The organism is Kribbella sp. WER1, from assembly GCF_054189145.1.
In genome coordinates, this window is the sequence record NZ_CM135186.1 from 1,899,709 (window position 1) to 1,915,406 (window position 15,698).

The window sequence follows — 15,698 nt, forward strand, 5'->3', positions numbered from 1 at the left end:
CTTCGAGTGCGCTCTAAGGCGTAGCGTCATTTCCATGACCACGATCGAGCTGCACCCGGTCGATCCGACGCTGTTCTGCCTGCTGGAACTCCCGGACGACCTCCCCGAGCAGCTCACCATCGCCGAAGCCGCCGACCTCACCGGCCTCACCGCACACACCCTGCGGTACTACGAACGCATCGGCCTGCTCGAGGTAGGCCGGGACGCGGCCGGCTACCGCAGCTACGACCGGCAGGCGATGGCCCGGATCGTGTTCATCAGCCGGCTGCGGGCGTCCGGGATGCCGATCGGCACGATCAGCCACTACCTGGACCTGGTTCGGCAGGGCGACAGCACCGAGACGCAGCGGCTCGCGCTGATGCGGGAGCACCGGGCGCGGATCGAGCAGCAGTTGCGGGATCTGCAGCTCGCGCTTGCGGTGACCGACTACAAGATCGGCGTGTACGGCGGCACCGCCGCGCCGTAGAAGACCAACTGGATCCAGCCGACCGTCGCGCACGGTTCGGCCGGTTTGCGATGGGAGAAAGCAGATGGAACTGGGTACTCAGGGCGCCGAGGTCAGCCGGCTCGGCCTCGGTTGTATGGGCATGAGCTTCGCGTACGGCGCCGCCGACGACAACGAGTCGGTCGCCACCCTGCACCGCGCGCTCGACCTCGGCGTCACGTTCCTCGACACCGCCGACATGTACGGCGCCGGCGCCAACGAGGAACTGGTCGGACAGGCGATCGCGGACCGCCGCGACGAGGTGTTCCTGGCGACCAAGTTCGGCATCGTCGGCGACCCGCGCCACCCCGAGCGCCGCGGCATCAACGGTTCGCCGGAGTACGTCCGGTCGGCGATCGACGCGTCCCTGCAGCGGCTCGGCGTCGACCACGTGGACCTGTACTACCAGCACCGGATGGACCCGGCCGTCCCGATCGAGGAGACGGTCGGCGCGATGGCGGAGCTGGTCACGGCCGGGAAAGTCCGGTACCTCGGGCTCTCCGAGGCGTCGGCGGAGACGATCCGGCGAGCGCACGCCGTGCACCCGATCACCGCGGTCCAGAGCGAGTGGTCGCTGTTCAGCCGGGACATCGAGGAGTCGGTGCTGCCGGCCTGCCGCGAGCTCGGCATCGGGATCGTGCCGTACTCGCCGCTCGGGCGCGGGATGCTGACCGGGGCGCTGCCGACGGAGCTCGCGGCCGACGACTTCCGCCGTACCCTGCCGCGGTTCACCGGGGACAACCTCGACGCCAACCTCGCACTGGTCGAGCAGATCCGCGCGGTCGCGGCCCGGTACGACGCGACGCCCGGGCAGGTCGCGCTCGCCTGGGTACTTGCGCAGGGCAACGACGTGGCGCCGATCCCGGGCACGAAGCGGCGCAAGTACCTGGAGGAGAACCGGGCCGCGCTCGACGTCCGGCTGTCCGCGGCCGACCTCGACGCACTGTCGAAGCTGGCCCCGGCCGGCACCCGGTACCCCGACATGACCTGGGTCGCCGGGCAGACCGCACCGCGGGACTGATAAACTGCCTGCAGTAAGCCTTCCTACCGGATTCTTCCGGCGGAAGGCTTTTCTGCGTTCTGAACCCTTTGTGAGGAGTCGTATGACCGACCTGGTGGTGCGCCGCGTGCAGGTGTCCGACCGCATTCTGATGGAGCGGCTGTGGCTGCTGTTCCGCCACGACCTGTCCGAGTTCCAGGGGCAGTTGCCGCGGCCCGACGGCAGCTACCGCAGCGAGTGGCTCGAGAAGGTCCTGACCGGTGACCCGGAGTGGGCCGGGTACCTGATCTCGCTGGGCGAGGTACCGATCGGGTTCTGTTTCATGCGGGCGCTGCAGCAGCCGGTGCACGTGCTGAACGCGTTCTTCATGGTCCGCCCGGCCCGGCGGCGCGGGTACGGGCTGGAGGCGGTGCAGAAGGTGCTGGCGCACCACCCCGGCCCGTGCGACGTCGCGTTCCAGGGCAACAACGAGAAGGCGGTCCGGTTCTGGCAGCGGGTCGCGACCGAGGTCTCCGGGGACGTGTGGACGCAGGAGGAGCGCCCGATCCGCGGCAACCCGGACGCAACGCCGGACCTGTGGATCTCATTCAAGGTGTAGCGGTAAGCCGAAGTACTCGAACAGGTCCTGGTCGAAGAAGACCACGTTGTGGGTGATGCCGGCCTTGGCGACGGTGAAGACCTGCAGGCTGTGCGCGTGGAACTGCCCGTCGTCACCGCGCACGTAGGCGCCGATGGCCGGCTGGTCGTTGGCGACCGTCGGCAGTAGCCGCCAGTCCGGGCCGCGCATCGCGTACACGCGGGCCATGAACTCGCCGTACGCGTCGCGGCCGACGTACCACAGCGGGGCCGGCGGCATCTCGAGGACGACCCGCTCGGTGAGCAGCCGGGTCAGGCCGCTGACGTCGGCGGCCTCGAACGCCCGGATGTAGTCGTCGACGACCGTCTTGATCTCCTGGTCGTCGGGCTCCTCGACGTCGTCCTCGGTGATGCCGATCTCGGCGAGCTTGGCCCGCGCCCGTTGCAGCGCGCTGTTCACGCTCGCCGAGGTGGTCTCGAGCGCCTCGGCGATGTCCGCGACCGGCCAGTCGAGGACGTCACGCAGTACGAGAACCGCCCGCTGCCGCGCCGGGAGGTACTGCATCGCGGCGATCAGCGCGAGCCGCAGACTCCCCTGCGCGACCATCGCGGCCGCCGGGTCGGTCGGGAACGGCTGCAACCAGGCGACCTCCGATGTCGGCTCGATCGGCGCCTGTGCGTCCTCGGTCGCACTCACCAGCCCGGACGGCAACGCGCGCCGGCCCTTGCCCTTCAGCGCGGTCAGGCAGGCGTTGGTCGCGATCCGGTAGAGCCAGGTCCGCATCGACGCCCGCTGCTCGTCGTACGTGTCGGCCGCCCGCCACGCCCGGAGCAAGGTCTCCTGCACGAGGTCTTCGGCGTCGTGGATGGAGCCGACCATCCGGTAGCAGTGCACCAGCAGCTCGTGCCGGTGCGGTTCGGTCATCCGGTCGAAATCGTCACGGTCCATCGTCAGCCTCCTGCAGGTATGTACTGCGCGACCTGGCCGAAATCATCGCTCCGCCACCGATGAATCCGGCGGACCTGCCAGGTATACCCCGACGTCCCGTGCAGACGAGGGAGAAACCTGATGACCGCTGTAATCGACCGTCCCGCGACGACCCGTCGTGGGCTGATGCTCGCCGTCCTGTTGCTCGGCCAGTTCATGGCCCTGCTCGACACCTCGATCGTGAACGTCGCGATGCCGGCCGTCGGCGCCGCCTTCCATGCCTCCGGCGCCTGGCTGCAGCTGGTCGTCGGCGGCTACCTGGTCGCGTACGCGATGACGCTGATCACCGGCGCCCGGCTCGGCGACCTGTACGGCCGCCGCCGGATCTACCTGACCGGCGCGATCCTGTTCACACTCGCGTCGCTCGGCTGCGGCCTGGCGCCGGCGATCCTGCCGCTGGTGCTGTTCCGGTTCGTCCAGGGCGTCGCCGCGGCGATCATGGTGCCGCAGATCATGAGCCTGATCCAGGCCCACTTCTCCGGACCGGCCCGTGCGAAGGCGTTGTCGGCGTACGGCGTGACGCTCTCGGCCGGCCAGGTCGCCGGGCTGATCGCGGGCGGCCTGCTGGTCGGCGCGAATCTTCTGGGCTCCGGCTGGCGGCCGGTGTTCCTAGTCAACGTCCCGGTCGGCGTCTGCCTGGCGATCCTGGTGCCACGGTCGGTGCCGGAGGACCGCCCGTCGTCCGCGCGGCGCCTCGACCTCACCGGGCTGGCGTTGTCGACCGGCGCCGTACTGCTGATGGTCCTGCCCGCGGTGGTCGGTCACGAGATCGGGTGGCCGTTGTGGACGTTCGGCTGCATCGCGGCCGGTGTCGTGCTCGCGGTGGTCTTCGTCCGGTTCGAGCGTCGTACGGCGGATCCGCTGCTCAACCTGGACGTACTGCGGGCCCGTGGGTTGCCGGCTGGTCTGGTGACGATGGTGTGCGCGGTGCTGGCGCTCGGCGGGTTCCTGTTCGCGTTCACACTGCATCTGCAGACCGAGCTCGGCGAGTCGGCGCTGCGGGCCGGGCTGACCTGGCTCCCGTTCGCGGTCGTCTTCGGGCTGGTCGGGTACTTCTGGCGGGTCGTCCCCGCCCGGCTGCAGCACCTCGTCGTACCGGCCGGGCTGCTGCTGTGCGCCGTCGGGTACGCGGGCGTCGGGTCGTTCCGCTGGCCCGCGATGGTGGTGGCCGGCGCGGGGATGGGGTTGTGCGCGAGCCCGCTCGTCACCCAGTCGCTGGTGAACGTCCCGCTGCCCCGCGCCGCCGACGCGAGCGGCATCCTCACCACGGTGATGCAGCTCGGCCAGGTCGGCGGCGTCACGATCTTCGGCACGGTCTACCTGTCGTCTTCGTTCACGACGACGAGTCGAGCGGTTGCCGTGACGGCGGCGATCGGGATCGTCGCCGCCGGGTTCCTCGCTAGAACAGTACGACCGACCGCAGTACGTCGCCGTGGTGCATCTTCGTGAACGCGTCCTCGACGTCCTCGAGCGCGATCGTCTCCGACACGAACCGGTCCAGCGGCAGCCGGCCCTGCAGGTGCAGGTCGACCAGCATCGGGAAGTCGCGGCTCGGGAGGCAGTCGCCGTACCAGCTCGACTTCAGCGAGCCGCCGCGGCCGAAGAAGTCCAGCAACGGCATGTCGAGCCGCATCTCGGGCGTCGGCACGCCGACCAGGACGACCGTACCGGCCAGGTCGCGCGCGTAGAACGCCTGCTTCCAGGTCTCCGGGCGACCGACCGCGTCGATCACCACGTCCGCCCCGAACCCGCCGGTCAGCTCCTGGACCGCCGCGACGACACCGTCGTGGTCGAGGCCGGTGGAGTTGATCGTGTGGGTGGCGCCGAGCTCCTTCGCGGTGCCGAGCTTGCGGTCGTCGAGGTCGAGCGCGATCACCTTCGCCGCTCCGGCGAGGCGGGCGCCGACCACGGCCGCCGTACCGACGCCGCCGGCACCGATCACTGCGACCGTGTCGCCGCGGCCGACGTTGCCGGTGTTGATCGCGGCGCCGAGGCCGGCCATCACGCCACAGCCGAGCAGCCCGGCCACCTCGGGCTTGGCCGCCGGGTCGACCTTCGTACACTGGCCGGCCGCGACCAGGGTCTTCTCCGCGAACGCGCCGATGCCGAGCGCCGGGCTCAGCTCGGTGCCGTCCACGAGCGTCATCTTCTGCTGGGCGTTGTGGGTGTTGAAGCAGTACCAGGGCCGGCCGCGCAGGCAGGCCCGGCAGTTGCCGCAGACCGCCCGCCAGTTCAGCACCACGAAGTCCCCCGGCTGGACGTCGGTGACGCCGTCGCCGACCGCCTCGACGACCCCGGCCGCCTCGTGCCCGAGCAGGAACGGGAAGTCGTCGTTGATGCCTCCCTCCCGGTAGTGCAGGTCCGTGTGGCAGACCCCGCAGGCCTGCACCTTCACGACCGCCTCACCGGGACCCGGGTCCGGGATCGTGATCTCCTCGATCGTCACCGGAGCACCCTTGCCCGCCGCCACCACACCACGCACCGTCTGAGCCATGCGTCCGAACCTAACCGCCCGGGGCGCCCGGCGTACACCCTTCTGTCCACCGGTTGGGGGACAGAAGGTCCGCCGGGCGGTGCTCCCGCCGGACCGGCCGCCGGGGCCAGAGTTGAGGCATGGAGAACGACAACGCAGTACGGGTGCGCGGCCTGGTCAAGAAATACCCGGACAAGGTCGCGGTCGACGGGGTCGACCTGGACATCCACCGGGGCGAGGTGTTCGCCCTGCTCGGACCGAACGGGGCCGGCAAGACGACGAGCGTGGAGATACTGGAGGGGTACCGCCACGCCGACGCCGGAGAGATCAGCGTGCTGGGCAAGGACCCGGCGCACGCGGACCGGGCCTGGCGGGCCCGGATCGGGATCGTCGCGCAGACCACCCGGGACGAGGCGGTGCTGTCGGTCACCGAGATGGTGACGCACTTCGCCGGCTACTACCCGAACCCGCGCGACCCCGACGAGGTGATCGCCGCGGTCGGCCTGCAGGACAAGCGCAAGGCCCGGGTCCGCAGCCTGTCCGGTGGCCAGCGCCGGCGGCTGGACGTCGCGCTCGGCGTCATCGGCAACCCGGAACTGCTGTTCCTGGACGAGCCGACCACCGGGTTCGACCCGGAGGCGCGCCGGCAGTTCTGGACGCTGATCGAGGAGCTCCGCACCGAGGGCACCACGATCCTGCTCACCACCCACTACCTGGACGAGGCCGAGCACCTCGCCGACCGGGTCGGCGTGATCGCCGACGGCAAGATGATCGAGGTCGCGACCCCGGAGACGCTCGGCGGCCGCGGCGCCCGGACGGCGCGCGTCTCCTGGCTCGCCGCCGACGGGATGCACGAAGTACGCACCGACCAGCCGACCGCCGAGGTCGCGCGGCTGATGGCCGAGTACGGCGGCTCGGAAGTGCCGGAGCTGGAAGTACGCCGGCCGAGCCTGGAAGACATCTACCTGGAACTGATCGGGTCGGCGGCCGCCGCTCCGGCTCTGGAAGGAGCAGTCAAGTGAGTGCCGCGCTGCCGTCCCCGCTCAAGGTCGGGCTGTCCCGGACCGGGATCGAGGTGAAGGAGTTCTTCCGCGAACGCGAGCAGCTGATCTTCACGTTCTTCTTCCCGATCATCTTCCTGGGCATCTTCTCCGCCGTCTTCAGCGGCACCGACTTCTCCGGCGGCGTCACCGCCGCGACCTACTTCACCCCCGGGATGATTGCCTCCGGCATCTTCCTGACCAGCTTCCAGTCGCTGGCCATCGCGATCGCGATCGAGCGCGACCAGGACGTCCTGAAGCGGCTCCGCGGCACGCCGATGTCGCCGCAGTCGTACTTCATCGGCAAGATCGGCATGGTCCTGATCACCTCGGTCCTGCAGTTCGCGCTGCTGCTCGCGATCGCCGGCCTGGCGCTCGGCGTCCACATCCCGACCGAGCCGTCGAAGTGGCTGAACTTCCTGTGGATCTTCGTCCTCGGTACGGCGTCCGGTTCGGTGCTCGGGATCGCCTTCTCGGTCGTGCCGAAGTCCGGCCGGGCCGCGTCCGCGGTCGTCACCCCGGTGGTCCTGCTGCTGCAGTTCATCTCCGGCGTGTACTTCGTGTACAGCAGCCTGCCCGCGTGGATGCGGACCGTGGCGGAGTTCTTCCCGCTGAAGTGGCTGGCGCAGGGCATGCGGTCGGTGTTCCTCCCGGACGGGTTCGAGGTGCACGAGCCGGGCGGGTCCTGGCAGCTCGGCACCGGCGCGATCGTGCTCACCGTCTGGCTGGTCGTCGGCCTCTTCCTCGCCCAGCGGCTGTTCCGCTGGACCCGGCGGGACGCCGGCTGATGAACGGGCTCCCCGCGCGCCGCGCTGCCGAGGAGCCCGTCGGGCACGGGCCCCGTCTGTGGATCCTCGTGTGGAGGAAGATGGAGTCCGTGCAGAACTCACGCGGCGCCGGGCAGCCCGTCTGGACCCGGACACTGGTCGGCTGGCACATCGTGTTCTGGGTGCTGCTCGGGATGACGCTGGCGCTGTCGTTCCTCGGGCACCTGGGCGCAGTGCGGCAGTCGGTGTACGTCGGTACCGTCGCGGTGCTCGCGGCGGCGTACCAGTTCATCGGGCTGCCCGCGGTCCGCTCGCGCCGGGCGGTCCCGTCGTACGCCTATCGGCTGCTGCTGATCGCCTGCCTGGCGGTGCTGATCGGGATCTACCCGCAGTCGGTGTTCCTGATGTTCATCGCGTCCGCGCAGATCTGGCTGCTCTGCGAGGACCTGCGCGAGGGCATCGGGCTCAGCGCGCTGCTGGTGGTCGCCGTCGGTACGGCGCAGTTGTGGAGTGCGGGATGGGGCTGGTCGGCGTTCTGGCAGATCCTGCCGTGGATGCTGGTCAGCCTGGTCGTCAGCCTGCTGTTCGGGATCTGGATCGAGAAGGTGATCACGCAGAGCCAGCAGCGCGCGGAGCTGATCGAGCAACTCGAGTCCGCGCGCGACGAGCTCGCCGAGGCGCACCACAGCGCCGGCGTGATGGCCGAGCGGGAGCGGATGGCGCGGGAGATCCACGACACGCTCGCGCAGGGGATGACGTCGATCGTGATGCTCACCCAGGCCGCCGCGGCCGAGCTCGCCCAGGGCGGGAGCCCGGCCGCCCGGCTGGCCGCGATCGAGGACACCGCCCGGGAGAACCTCGCCGAGGCGCGGGCGCTGGTCGCCGCGTTCACCCCGGTCGCGTTGTCGGAGGCAACCTTGACCGAGGTACTGCGACGCCAGGCGGAACGGTTCGCCGCCGAGACCGGGGTCGACGTACAGGTCGCGCTCGACCTGCCGGACGACGAGGTCGCGGCGCTTCCGCAGGCGCAACAGGTGGTGCTGCTGCGGTCGGCGCAGGAGGCGCTGGCCAACGTACGCAAGCATGCGGCCGCGACCCAGGTGCTGATCACGCTCGGGCTCTCGGCCAACGGGGTGTGGATCGAGATCCGCGACGACGGGTCCGGCTTCTCCCCCGGTGTCGCCTCGGCCGGCTTCGGCCTGAACGCGATGCGCGGGCGGGTCGAGGAGTCCGGCGGTACGGTCCAGATCGACAGCGCTCCCGGTCGCGGGACGCGCGTACAGGTACTGATCCCAGCTGTGCAGGAGGACGTGTGATTCGGGTACTCGTCGTCGACGACCATCCGGTGGTGCGGTCCGGGTTGTCCGGCATGCTGTCGGTGACCGAGGACATCACCGTGGTCGGCGAGGCCGGCGACGGCTCCGAGGCGCTCGCGCTGGTCGAATCCACCAAGCCCGACGTCGTCCTGATGGACCTGCGGATGCCCCGGATGGACGGGGTCGCCGCGACCGGCGCGATCGTGTCCACGTACCCGGCGACCCGGGTGCTGGTGCTGACGACGTACGACACCGACACCGACATCCTGCACGCGGTCGAGGCCGGCGCCGCCGGCTACCTGCTCAAGGACACCCCGCACGCCGACCTCCTGAACGGCATCCGCGCCGCCGCCCGCGGCGAAACCGTCCTCGCCCCACCCGTCGCCGCCCGCCTCATGTCCCGCCTGCGCACCCCCGCCGCCCCCGCGGCAGCGCACCCGTCACCCCGCGAACTCGAAGTACTCGCCGCCGTCGCCCGCGGCCTCAGCAACGCCGAAATCGGCCGCGAACTCTTCATCGGCGAAGCAACGGTGAAAACCCACCTCCAACGCCTCTTCACCAAACTCGACGTCGACGACCGCACCCGAGCCGTCACCGTCGCAATCGAACGCGGCCTACTCCCCTCGCCCGGGCGCTGAACCCTGGGTGTGACCCTGCATAAACCGGATCCGCGGGTCCTGCGCGCCGTTCGGCTGCTGCGCCGCGTGATCGCCGGTCTGCTCGGCTTCCGTCGTCGGGTTCGTCGCGGCGCGGACCGCGTTCTCCAGCTCGGCCGCCCGATTCGCCTCGTCGATGCCGTACTGCGCCATGCCGTGCACGTCGGCCATGTTCGCGTCGATGCGCTCACGCGTCTCCGACAGGCCGTCGCGGGCGCCGCGGACGTCGCTCGTCAACGACGTACCGGCATCCCGGATCGCGGACGAGTGCCGCCCGTCGCCGACCTCCAGCGAGCTCCGCTCCAGCTGGCCGGCAGTCGTGCGTGCGTGGTCCAGCCGGTCGAACGCCGTCTTCAGGCCCTCGTCGGCCCGCGTGGTCACGTTCTTCAGCTGGGTCAGCCGGCCGCGCAGTCCCTCGGACGTCTCTGACCTGCCGTACTCCGGGAACTGCTCGAGCGTGTCGACATCGCGGAGCGCCTGGTCGAGGTGCGCCGAACTCGTGGTCAGGTCCCGGTGGAACTCGTTCAGCTCCCGCTGCGCGGCACCGATCCGCGACATCAGATGCCCGGCATCCTGCTGCGCCGAGTTGAACGAACGCCGCACCTGGGAGTCGGCGTCGTTCCAGCGCTCCATGTCGCCGCGATCCTGGGTGCGGGACGCGAGCCTGCCCTGCGCGTCGGCCTCGAACTCGGCCTGCTGGACCCGGGCACCGCCGGCGTTCAGCGTGTCGATGTCCTCGAGCCGGTTCTGCAGCAGGCGGCCGTAGTTCTTGTCCTGGAGGGAGTCGGCGACGCTGTCGAGAGTCGCCCGCGCCCGGCTCATCGCCTGCGCGACCCGGTCGGTGAGGACCGCGATGTCGCGTTCGTTCGCCATCAGTGCTCGCCCTTCGTCCGTGCCTCCGCCGCGCGGCGGTCGTCCTCGGCCAGACCGGCGCGCAGCTCCTCGGCCACTCTCCGGACCTGCTCCTGCGCGGCCCGTAGCTCCCGCTCCACGATCTGCTGCGGGGTCTCGTCCGTCGGCTGGTCCTGCACGCTGCGTCTCCCGTTCATGTCGTTGACATCTGCAACGAGACTAGACGCTACCGGGTCGAACTCCGTTCCCCGGCGGGGTCAGCTGAGAGGACCCTCAGGTTGCCCGGTCACCACGTTCGGTACGGCGCCGCCGTACCGGCGGTCGCGTTGAGCGTAGATCTCGATGGCCCGCCACAGGTCCCGGCGGTCGAAGTCCGGCCAGAGCGTGTCCAGGAACACCATCTCGGCGTACGCCAGCTGCCATACCAGGAAGTTGCTCGTCCGCTGCTCCCCCGACGAGCGGACGAACAGGTCCACCTCCGGGATGTCCGGCGCGTACAGGTGCCGCCCGATCGTCTGCTCGGTGATCCGGTCCGGCTTGAGCTTGCCCTCGGCAACGTCGCGGGCGATCGACCGCATCGCGTCGGCGATCTCCGCCCGGCCGCCGTAGTTCACACAGAACTGCAGCGTGATCGTGTCGTTGTCCTTGGTCCGCTCCTGCGCGTACTCCAGCTCGTCGATCACGCTCTTCCACAACCGCGGCCGGCGCCCCGACCACACCACCCGCACCCCCATCGCGTCCAGCTCGTCGCGCCGCCGGTGGATGACCTCCCGGTTGAACCCCATCAGGAACCGGACCTCCTCCGGCGACCGCGCCCAGTTCTCGGTGGAGAACGCGTACGCCGAGATGTACTTCACCCCGATCTCGATCCCGCCCTTGATCACATCGAGTAACGAAGCCTCTCCGGCCTTGTGCCCCTCGGTCCGCGCCAGCCCCCGCTGCTTGGCCCACCGCCCGTTCCCGTCCATCACGATCGCCACATGCCGAGGCACCAACTCCTTCGGCACGTCCGGCACCGTCGCCCCCGAAGGATGCCCCTCCGGCGCCACCACGACCTTCCGCTCCCCCCGCCCCCCGAACCCCCGAGCCCCCAACCCCCGAGACTCCAGCTCCCGAGACCCCGACCCCCGACTCCTGCGACGACCAATAGGCGACATACCCCGCAGTCTCCCACCCCCACCTGCAGCAACCTGAAACCTGTGGACAACCCCACTCCCCGAACACCCTCCGTATGCAACCCTTACACCACCAGCACCCAAGATCGGAGCCCCACCCCATGCCCCGCCGACCACTCACCGCAGCCGCCACCACGCTCAGCACCCTCCTCCTGCTGACCGCCTGCAACGGCTCCCCCGAGGCCGGCCAACCCAACAGGACGCCCAGCGCGTCGTCTGCGAGCGCCCCGTCGTCCACCACTGCGACGCCGGTGCCCAGTTCTCCGTCGGCAGCGTGGAGCGCGGAGCAACAGGCCGCCATTGCGGCGGCGAAGGCGCGATATGCGACTGCGCTCGCCGCGATCGACAAAGCGTTGGGTGCTCCGAACGCGCCTGCCCGGCCGCCGCTCGAGGCAGCCGGCGTGAGCGACAAACGGATGGTCGCTGCGATCGCCGACGCACGAACCCTCCGCGACAGCGGATGGTACCGATCCGGAAGTGCGAAGATCGTCTCGGTCACACCGACCGCTGTCGAACTTGATTCCGCGCAGCCCAAGGTCGCGCTGCGGTCGTGTGTGGACTTCTCCTCGACGGCGTTCCGCTTCCAGAAGGACCACAAGGTCGTCCCTGTCGCGGCGAGCAGCAGCAAGCGCGTCTCCTTCTCTGCTGAGTTTCGCTACACGACTCGGCCAGGGACTTCCACAAAACTGTGGTTCTTCACCGACGAAACGGCAGGCGGACCGTGTTGAGAGCGTGCCGAGCGTCAGGACTCGCTATCTGCCTGCTGCTGATGACGTCGGTCGTAGGTGTCGTAAGCGCCGCCGGAGGCCCTACACCGGTCATTCCTCCGAAGCCGAAAGGGAACGTAGAGCTCCGATTCGTCCAGGGCGTCTACATCTGGGTCCCGAAGACTGCGATCACGCACAACGAAGAAACAGAGACACCTGGAAAGCCCCCGAAGAAGGACACGCACACCAAGCCCGTGTGCGAGTTCCACGGATCCGCGCAAGCCTGCGTCGACGCTGACCTCGGCAATTGGTCGAACAGCCATCAGTGCTACATGAGACAAGAATTGCCACCGCCACCGCTCGACGATTTTCGCTGGCAGGGCCATACCGATGGATCCATCTGGGCCTGCACTCGCGAACAGGGCTACGACAAAGGCAAGCATTTGGTTACCGAATGGGTCTGGTTGCCCGGCAAGCCGGATACTGTCGTCGTCGACCCCGTGACATTGGCGTACGAGGCCATCGCTGCAATGCAGTTGGCTTCGCCGGTCATCAACACCGCGCCCGGGACAGATCAGGTCGGCCTGGTCAACATGCCTGTCTGGATGTGGGTCACGAAGAGCGAGAACACGTGGGGCCCGATCGTGCGGAACGCCAGCGTGCCAGGTCTGTCAGTCACCGCGACGGGTCACGTCAAGGCCATCGACTGGACGATGGGCGACGGCAGCACAGTGCGGTGTGGCGGTCCAGGTACGCCGTACGAACCTTCGAAGGGCACGGCGAAATCGCCCACTTGCGGTCACACATATTCGAAGACCTCGCAGAAGCTGCCGAACTGCAAGTACCCGGTAAAAGCTGTCGCCGAGTGGGTGATCACCTGGGAAAGCACTCAGGGTGACGCCGGGCAGATCAATACGACAAAGCAGTCCACGACGCAGATCCGTGTCGCGGAGGCGGTCCCCGTGCTCGTGGATCCGAATGGCGGAGCCGCGGAAGCCGACAAAGACAACTGCTGAGACGCGATCGAGGTCGTGCGAAGCCTGGGCAGGCTCACCCGGCGCCGGGGGTGAGGTCTAGGTGGGGGAGGGAGCGGAGTTGGTTTTCTTGGTGGTAGGTGAAGAAGGCGGCTATCAGGCCGGTGGATTCTCGGCGGGTTCGGGGGTCGGCTTGGAGGGCGGTGGGCCAGTCGCCGGTGAGGAGGGCGGTCAGGTGGGTGACGGTTGCGGGGGACGGCATGGCTGAGGCGGGTGGGCGGCAGGTGGTGCAGACCATGCCGCCGGAGGCGGGGTTGAAGGCTCGGTGGGGGCCTGGTTCGCCGCAGCGGGCGCAGTCGTCGAAGGAGGGGGCGTAGCCGGAGATCGACAGGGATCTCAGCAGGAACGAGTCGAGGACCATGGCCGGTTCGCGTTCGCCGGTGGACAGGACGCGGAGGGCGCCGGCCAGGAGTAGGTGGTGCTGGAGGGCGGGTTCTTTTTCTTCGACGACCAGGCGGTCGGCGGTCTCGAGGAGGACGGTGCCGGCGGTGTAGCGGGCGTAGTCGCTGACGATGCGTTCGCCGTACGCCGCGATCGACTCGGCCTGGGTGACCACGTCGAGGGTGCGGCCGGTGGCGAGTTGCAGGTCGACGTAGCTGAACGGTTCGAGCCGCGCGCCGAAGCGGGACGACGTACGGCGGACGCCCTTGGCAACCGCGCGGACCTTGCCGTTGGCGCGGGTCAGCAGCGTGGCGATCCGGTCTGCTTCACCCAGCTTCTGGGTGCGCAGCACGATCGCCTGATCCCGGTAGAGCGGCACGCCCCCAGTCTCTCACCCGCGTCCGACAAGCTCCGCGAGGCCGATCGGCTCGTGCCCGGTGAGGTCCTTCACGGCGGTCGACACGTGGCCCATCTCGCCGCTGGCGATCGCGGCGTACGACGTGACCCAGCCGGCCACCTCCCACGACGGCGCGCCGTACGACTCGCGGGACCGGTACGCCTCGTCGAGAGTTTCCGGCTCGTAGCGGATCGGGCGGCCCCAGACGTCGGTGAGGAGCGCGGCGGCCTCGGCGAGGGTGAACGCCGCGGGACCGGTGAGGTCGTAGGTGGCGCCCGAGTACTGGTCCGGTGCGGGCGAGGCCCCGGCGGTGCGGAGGACCGCGGCGGCAACCGCGGCGACGTCGTCGCGGGCGACAGCGGCAGTTCGGCCGTCCCCGGCCGGCCCGCGAATCACCCCGTCCGCACCGGCGAACCCCGGGATCAGGTCCAAGTACAGGTTGTCCCGCAGGAACGTGAAGTCCACCCCCGACGCCCGGATGTGCTCCTCGGTGTGCCAGTGGTCGCGCGCGAAGGTGAACGTCGCCCCCGGCGCCGCCCCCGCGAACGACGTGTACACGATCCGCTGCACCCCGGCCGCCACCGCCGCGTCGACCGTTGCCTTGTGCAACTCCACCCGGTCCGGCGATTCCGTTGCGCTGAGCAACATCAGTACATCGACCCCGTCCAGCGCGGACAGCAACGCCGGGTGCTCGCCGTACGCCGCCTGCGCCACCGACACGTCCGGCAGTTCGGGCGCCCGCGCCGGGTCCCGGACGATCAGCCGCAGCGGTACGCCGGTCAACCGCGCGACGATCCGCGATCCGAGCTGCCCGGTGGCGCCGGTGATGCCGATCATTTGCCCACCAGGTTCATCCCGCCCGCGGCGTACCGTTGCCCGGCCACCGCGTCCGCCGGGAACGTCGCGTCCAGCGCAGCCAGCTCGTCGGCGGTCAGTACGACGTCCAGCGCGCCGAGGTTCTCGGTCAGGTACGACCGCCGCTTGGTGCCCGGGATCGGCGCCACGTCATTGCCCTGAGCAAGCAGCCAGGCGAGCGCCAGCTGACTCGGGGAAACCCCCTTCGAGGCGGCCAGCGCCTGCACCTGCGCGACCAGGTCGAGGTTGCGCTGGAAGTTCTCGCCCTGGAACCGCGGCAGCCCGCGCCGCATGTCGTCCTCGGGGAAGTCCGCCGGCGACGTGATCTGCCCGGTCAGGAACCCGCGCCCGAGCGGGCTGAACGGGACGAACCCGATGCCCAGCTCCCGCAGCGCCGGCAGTACGACGGTCTCCGGGTCGCGCGTCCACAGCGACCACTCGCTCTGGACGGCGCTGATCGGGTGCACGGCATGCGCCGCGCGCACTGTCTCGCCGTTCACCTCGGACAGCCCGAGGTACCGCACCTTCCCGGCCTCGACCGCCGCGGCCATCGCGCCGACCGTCTCCTCGATCGGGACCTGCGGGTCGCGGCGATGCAGGTACCACAGGTCGATGTGGTCGACGCCCAGCCGGCGCAGCGACGCGTCCAGGGCCTGCGCGGCGTACGCCGGGGAGCCGTCGACGACCGTCGGTACCTCGGTGGCGGACGCGGCCGGGCGCTTGAAGCCGAACTTGGTCGCGAGCACCACCTGGTCGCGACGGCCGGCCAGCGCGCGGCCGACGAGCTCCTCGTTCGCGCCGTCGCCGTACACGTCCGCGGTGTCGAGGAACGTGCAGCCCGCGTCGATGGCGGCGTGCAGGGTGGCGATCGACTCGGCGTCGTCCTGGCGGACACCGTACGACTGGGACATCCCCATGCAGCCGAGGCCGAGGCTGGAAACGGTCAGGTCACCGAGCTGGGAAGAACGCATGTGCCGAACCTACCGCCGCGGCCGTC

18 protein-coding genes are annotated in these 15,698 nt (G+C 69.8%); 10 read left to right on the top strand and 8 right to left on the bottom strand.

The window, feature by feature from the left end:
• Window positions 1–34: 34 nt before the first annotated feature.
• From ACXJJ3_RS09245 to ACXJJ3_RS09255, 3 genes are all read left to right on the top strand, one after another.
• Window positions 35–466 (top strand): MerR family transcriptional regulator, encoded by a 432-nt coding sequence (locus tag ACXJJ3_RS09245; RefSeq protein WP_458169548.1) that lies wholly within the window; start codon window positions 35–37, stop codon window positions 464–466.
• A 64-nt stretch (window positions 467–530) separates the two neighbouring features.
• Window positions 531–1,505, top strand: a complete 975-nt coding sequence (locus ACXJJ3_RS09250) for an aldo/keto reductase (RefSeq protein WP_458169549.1) — start codon at window positions 531–533, stop codon at window positions 1,503–1,505.
• Window positions 1,506–1,587: 82 nt separating this feature from the next.
• Entirely contained in the window at window positions 1,588–2,082 is a 495-nt protein-coding gene (locus ACXJJ3_RS09255) for a GNAT family N-acetyltransferase (protein WP_458169550.1), read from the top strand.
• Here ACXJJ3_RS09255 and ACXJJ3_RS09260 read toward each other — a convergent pair.
• Window positions 2,068–3,009, bottom strand: a complete 942-nt coding sequence (locus ACXJJ3_RS09260; protein ID WP_458169551.1) for a sigma-70 family RNA polymerase sigma factor — start codon at window positions 3,007–3,009, stop codon at window positions 2,068–2,070. The genes ACXJJ3_RS09255 and ACXJJ3_RS09260 overlap by 15 nt on opposite strands.
• Before the next feature lie 120 nt (window positions 3,010–3,129).
• On the opposite strand from ACXJJ3_RS09260, the gene ACXJJ3_RS09265 reads away from it, so the two are divergent.
• On the top strand, window positions 3,130–4,497 hold the full coding sequence (locus ACXJJ3_RS09265; protein WP_458169552.1) for an MFS transporter: 1,368 nt from the start codon (window positions 3,130–3,132) through the stop codon (window positions 4,495–4,497).
• Here ACXJJ3_RS09265 and ACXJJ3_RS09270 read toward each other — a convergent pair.
• Window positions 4,448–5,542 (bottom strand): S-(hydroxymethyl)mycothiol dehydrogenase, encoded by a 1,095-nt coding sequence (locus ACXJJ3_RS09270; RefSeq protein WP_458169553.1) that lies wholly within the window; start codon window positions 5,540–5,542, stop codon window positions 4,448–4,450. The two genes, ACXJJ3_RS09265 and ACXJJ3_RS09270, sit on opposite strands and share 50 nt — an antisense overlap.
• A 119-nt stretch (window positions 5,543–5,661) precedes the next feature.
• On the opposite strand from ACXJJ3_RS09270, the gene ACXJJ3_RS09275 reads away from it, so the two are divergent.
• The 4 genes from ACXJJ3_RS09275 to ACXJJ3_RS09290 all read left to right on the top strand — a co-directional run bounded on the left by ACXJJ3_RS09275 (window position 5,662) and on the right by ACXJJ3_RS09290 (window position 9,282).
• Window positions 5,662–6,543, top strand: a complete 882-nt coding sequence (locus tag ACXJJ3_RS09275; protein WP_458169554.1) for an ABC transporter ATP-binding protein — start codon at window positions 5,662–5,664, stop codon at window positions 6,541–6,543.
• Window positions 6,540–7,349, top strand: coding sequence for an ABC transporter permease (locus tag ACXJJ3_RS09280; RefSeq protein ID WP_458169555.1), 810 nt, complete (start codon window positions 6,540–6,542; stop codon window positions 7,347–7,349). The genes ACXJJ3_RS09275 and ACXJJ3_RS09280 overlap by 4 nt, the downstream gene beginning before the upstream one ends.
• Before the next feature lie 89 nt (window positions 7,350–7,438).
• A complete protein-coding gene (locus ACXJJ3_RS09285; protein WP_458169556.1) occupies window positions 7,439–8,644 on the top strand; it encodes a sensor histidine kinase in 1,206 nt (401 codons plus the stop codon).
• Window positions 8,641–9,282, top strand: coding sequence for a response regulator transcription factor (locus ACXJJ3_RS09290; RefSeq protein ID WP_458169557.1), 642 nt, complete (start codon window positions 8,641–8,643; stop codon window positions 9,280–9,282). The genes ACXJJ3_RS09285 and ACXJJ3_RS09290 overlap by 4 nt, the downstream gene beginning before the upstream one ends.
• On the opposite strand, the gene ACXJJ3_RS09295 is transcribed toward ACXJJ3_RS09290, so the two are convergent.
• Genes ACXJJ3_RS09295 through ACXJJ3_RS09305 form a run of 3 tightly spaced genes read right to left on the bottom strand, consistent with a single transcriptional unit; the run spans window position 9,259 to window position 11,309 of the window.
• The gene (locus ACXJJ3_RS09295; RefSeq protein WP_458169558.1) at window positions 9,259–10,173 is read right to left on the bottom strand and encodes a hypothetical protein; all 915 of its coding nucleotides are present in this window, start codon (window positions 10,171–10,173) and stop codon (window positions 9,259–9,261) included. The genes ACXJJ3_RS09290 and ACXJJ3_RS09295 overlap by 24 nt on opposite strands.
• Window positions 10,173–10,349 (bottom strand): hypothetical protein, encoded by a 177-nt coding sequence (locus tag ACXJJ3_RS09300; RefSeq protein WP_458169559.1) that lies wholly within the window; start codon window positions 10,347–10,349, stop codon window positions 10,173–10,175. Before ACXJJ3_RS09300 ends, ACXJJ3_RS09295 begins: the two co-directional genes overlap by 1 nt.
• Before the next feature lie 60 nt (window positions 10,350–10,409).
• On the bottom strand, window positions 10,410–11,309 hold the full coding sequence (locus ACXJJ3_RS09305) for an isoprenyl transferase (protein WP_458169560.1): 900 nt from the start codon (window positions 11,307–11,309) through the stop codon (window positions 10,410–10,412).
• A gap of 269 nt (window positions 11,310–11,578) precedes the next feature.
• On the opposite strand from ACXJJ3_RS09305, the gene ACXJJ3_RS09310 reads away from it, so the two are divergent.
• On the top strand, window positions 11,579–12,055 hold the full coding sequence (locus tag ACXJJ3_RS09310; RefSeq protein ID WP_458169561.1) for a hypothetical protein: 477 nt from the start codon (window positions 11,579–11,581) through the stop codon (window positions 12,053–12,055).
• A 41-nt stretch (window positions 12,056–12,096) separates the two neighbouring features.
• Window positions 12,097–13,050: a hypothetical protein gene (locus ACXJJ3_RS09315; protein ID WP_458169562.1), complete on the top strand. Its 954-nt coding sequence runs from the start codon at window positions 12,097–12,099 to the stop codon at window positions 13,048–13,050.
• A gap of 34 nt (window positions 13,051–13,084) precedes the next feature.
• Here the strand turns inward: ACXJJ3_RS09315 and recO are convergent, their stop codons facing one another.
• The 3 genes from recO to ACXJJ3_RS09330 are packed head-to-tail and all read right to left on the bottom strand — an operon-like array spanning window position 13,085 to window position 15,672.
• Window positions 13,085–13,828 carry a DNA repair protein RecO gene (recO, locus tag ACXJJ3_RS09320; RefSeq protein ID WP_458169563.1) on the bottom strand — a complete coding sequence of 248 codons (744 nt, stop codon included), beginning with the start codon at window positions 13,826–13,828 and terminating at the stop codon, window positions 13,085–13,087.
• Between the two features lie 12 nt (window positions 13,829–13,840).
• A complete protein-coding gene (locus ACXJJ3_RS09325; protein WP_458169564.1) occupies window positions 13,841–14,683 on the bottom strand; it encodes an NAD(P)H-binding protein in 843 nt (280 codons plus the stop codon).
• On the bottom strand, window positions 14,680–15,672 hold the full coding sequence (locus ACXJJ3_RS09330; RefSeq protein ID WP_458169565.1) for an aldo/keto reductase: 993 nt from the start codon (window positions 15,670–15,672) through the stop codon (window positions 14,680–14,682). Before ACXJJ3_RS09330 ends, ACXJJ3_RS09325 begins: the two co-directional genes overlap by 4 nt.
• Window positions 15,673–15,698: the final 26 nt, after the last annotated feature.

Coding starts and splice junctions, on each gene's coding strand:
- ACXJJ3_RS09245 (WP_458169548.1), top strand. CDS start 35: ATGACCACGATCGAGCTGCACCCGGTCGATCCGACGCTGTTCTGCCTG.
- ACXJJ3_RS09250 (WP_458169549.1), top strand. CDS start 531: ATGGAACTGGGTACTCAGGGCGCCGAGGTCAGCCGGCTCGGCCTCGGT.
- ACXJJ3_RS09255 (WP_458169550.1), top strand. CDS start 1,588: ATGACCGACCTGGTGGTGCGCCGCGTGCAGGTGTCCGACCGCATTCTG.
- ACXJJ3_RS09260 (WP_458169551.1), bottom strand. CDS start 3,009: ATGGACCGTGACGATTTCGACCGGATGACCGAACCGCACCGGCACGAG.
- ACXJJ3_RS09265 (WP_458169552.1), top strand. CDS start 3,130: ATGACCGCTGTAATCGACCGTCCCGCGACGACCCGTCGTGGGCTGATG.
- ACXJJ3_RS09270 (WP_458169553.1), bottom strand. CDS start 5,542: ATGGCTCAGACGGTGCGTGGTGTGGTGGCGGCGGGCAAGGGTGCTCCG.
- ACXJJ3_RS09275 (WP_458169554.1), top strand. CDS start 5,662: ATGGAGAACGACAACGCAGTACGGGTGCGCGGCCTGGTCAAGAAATAC.
- ACXJJ3_RS09295 (WP_458169558.1), bottom strand. CDS start 10,173: ATGGCGAACGAACGCGACATCGCGGTCCTCACCGACCGGGTCGCGCAG.
- ACXJJ3_RS09300 (WP_458169559.1), bottom strand. CDS start 10,349: ATGAACGGGAGACGCAGCGTGCAGGACCAGCCGACGGACGAGACCCCG.
- ACXJJ3_RS09305 (WP_458169560.1), bottom strand. CDS start 11,309: ATGTCGCCTATTGGTCGTCGCAGGAGTCGGGGGTCGGGGTCTCGGGAG.
- ACXJJ3_RS09315 (WP_458169562.1), top strand. CDS start 12,097: ATGACGTCGGTCGTAGGTGTCGTAAGCGCCGCCGGAGGCCCTACACCG.
- ACXJJ3_RS09325 (WP_458169564.1), bottom strand. CDS start 14,683: ATGATCGGCATCACCGGCGCCACCGGGCAGCTCGGATCGCGGATCGTC.
- ACXJJ3_RS09330 (WP_458169565.1), bottom strand. CDS start 15,672: ATGCGTTCTTCCCAGCTCGGTGACCTGACCGTTTCCAGCCTCGGCCTC.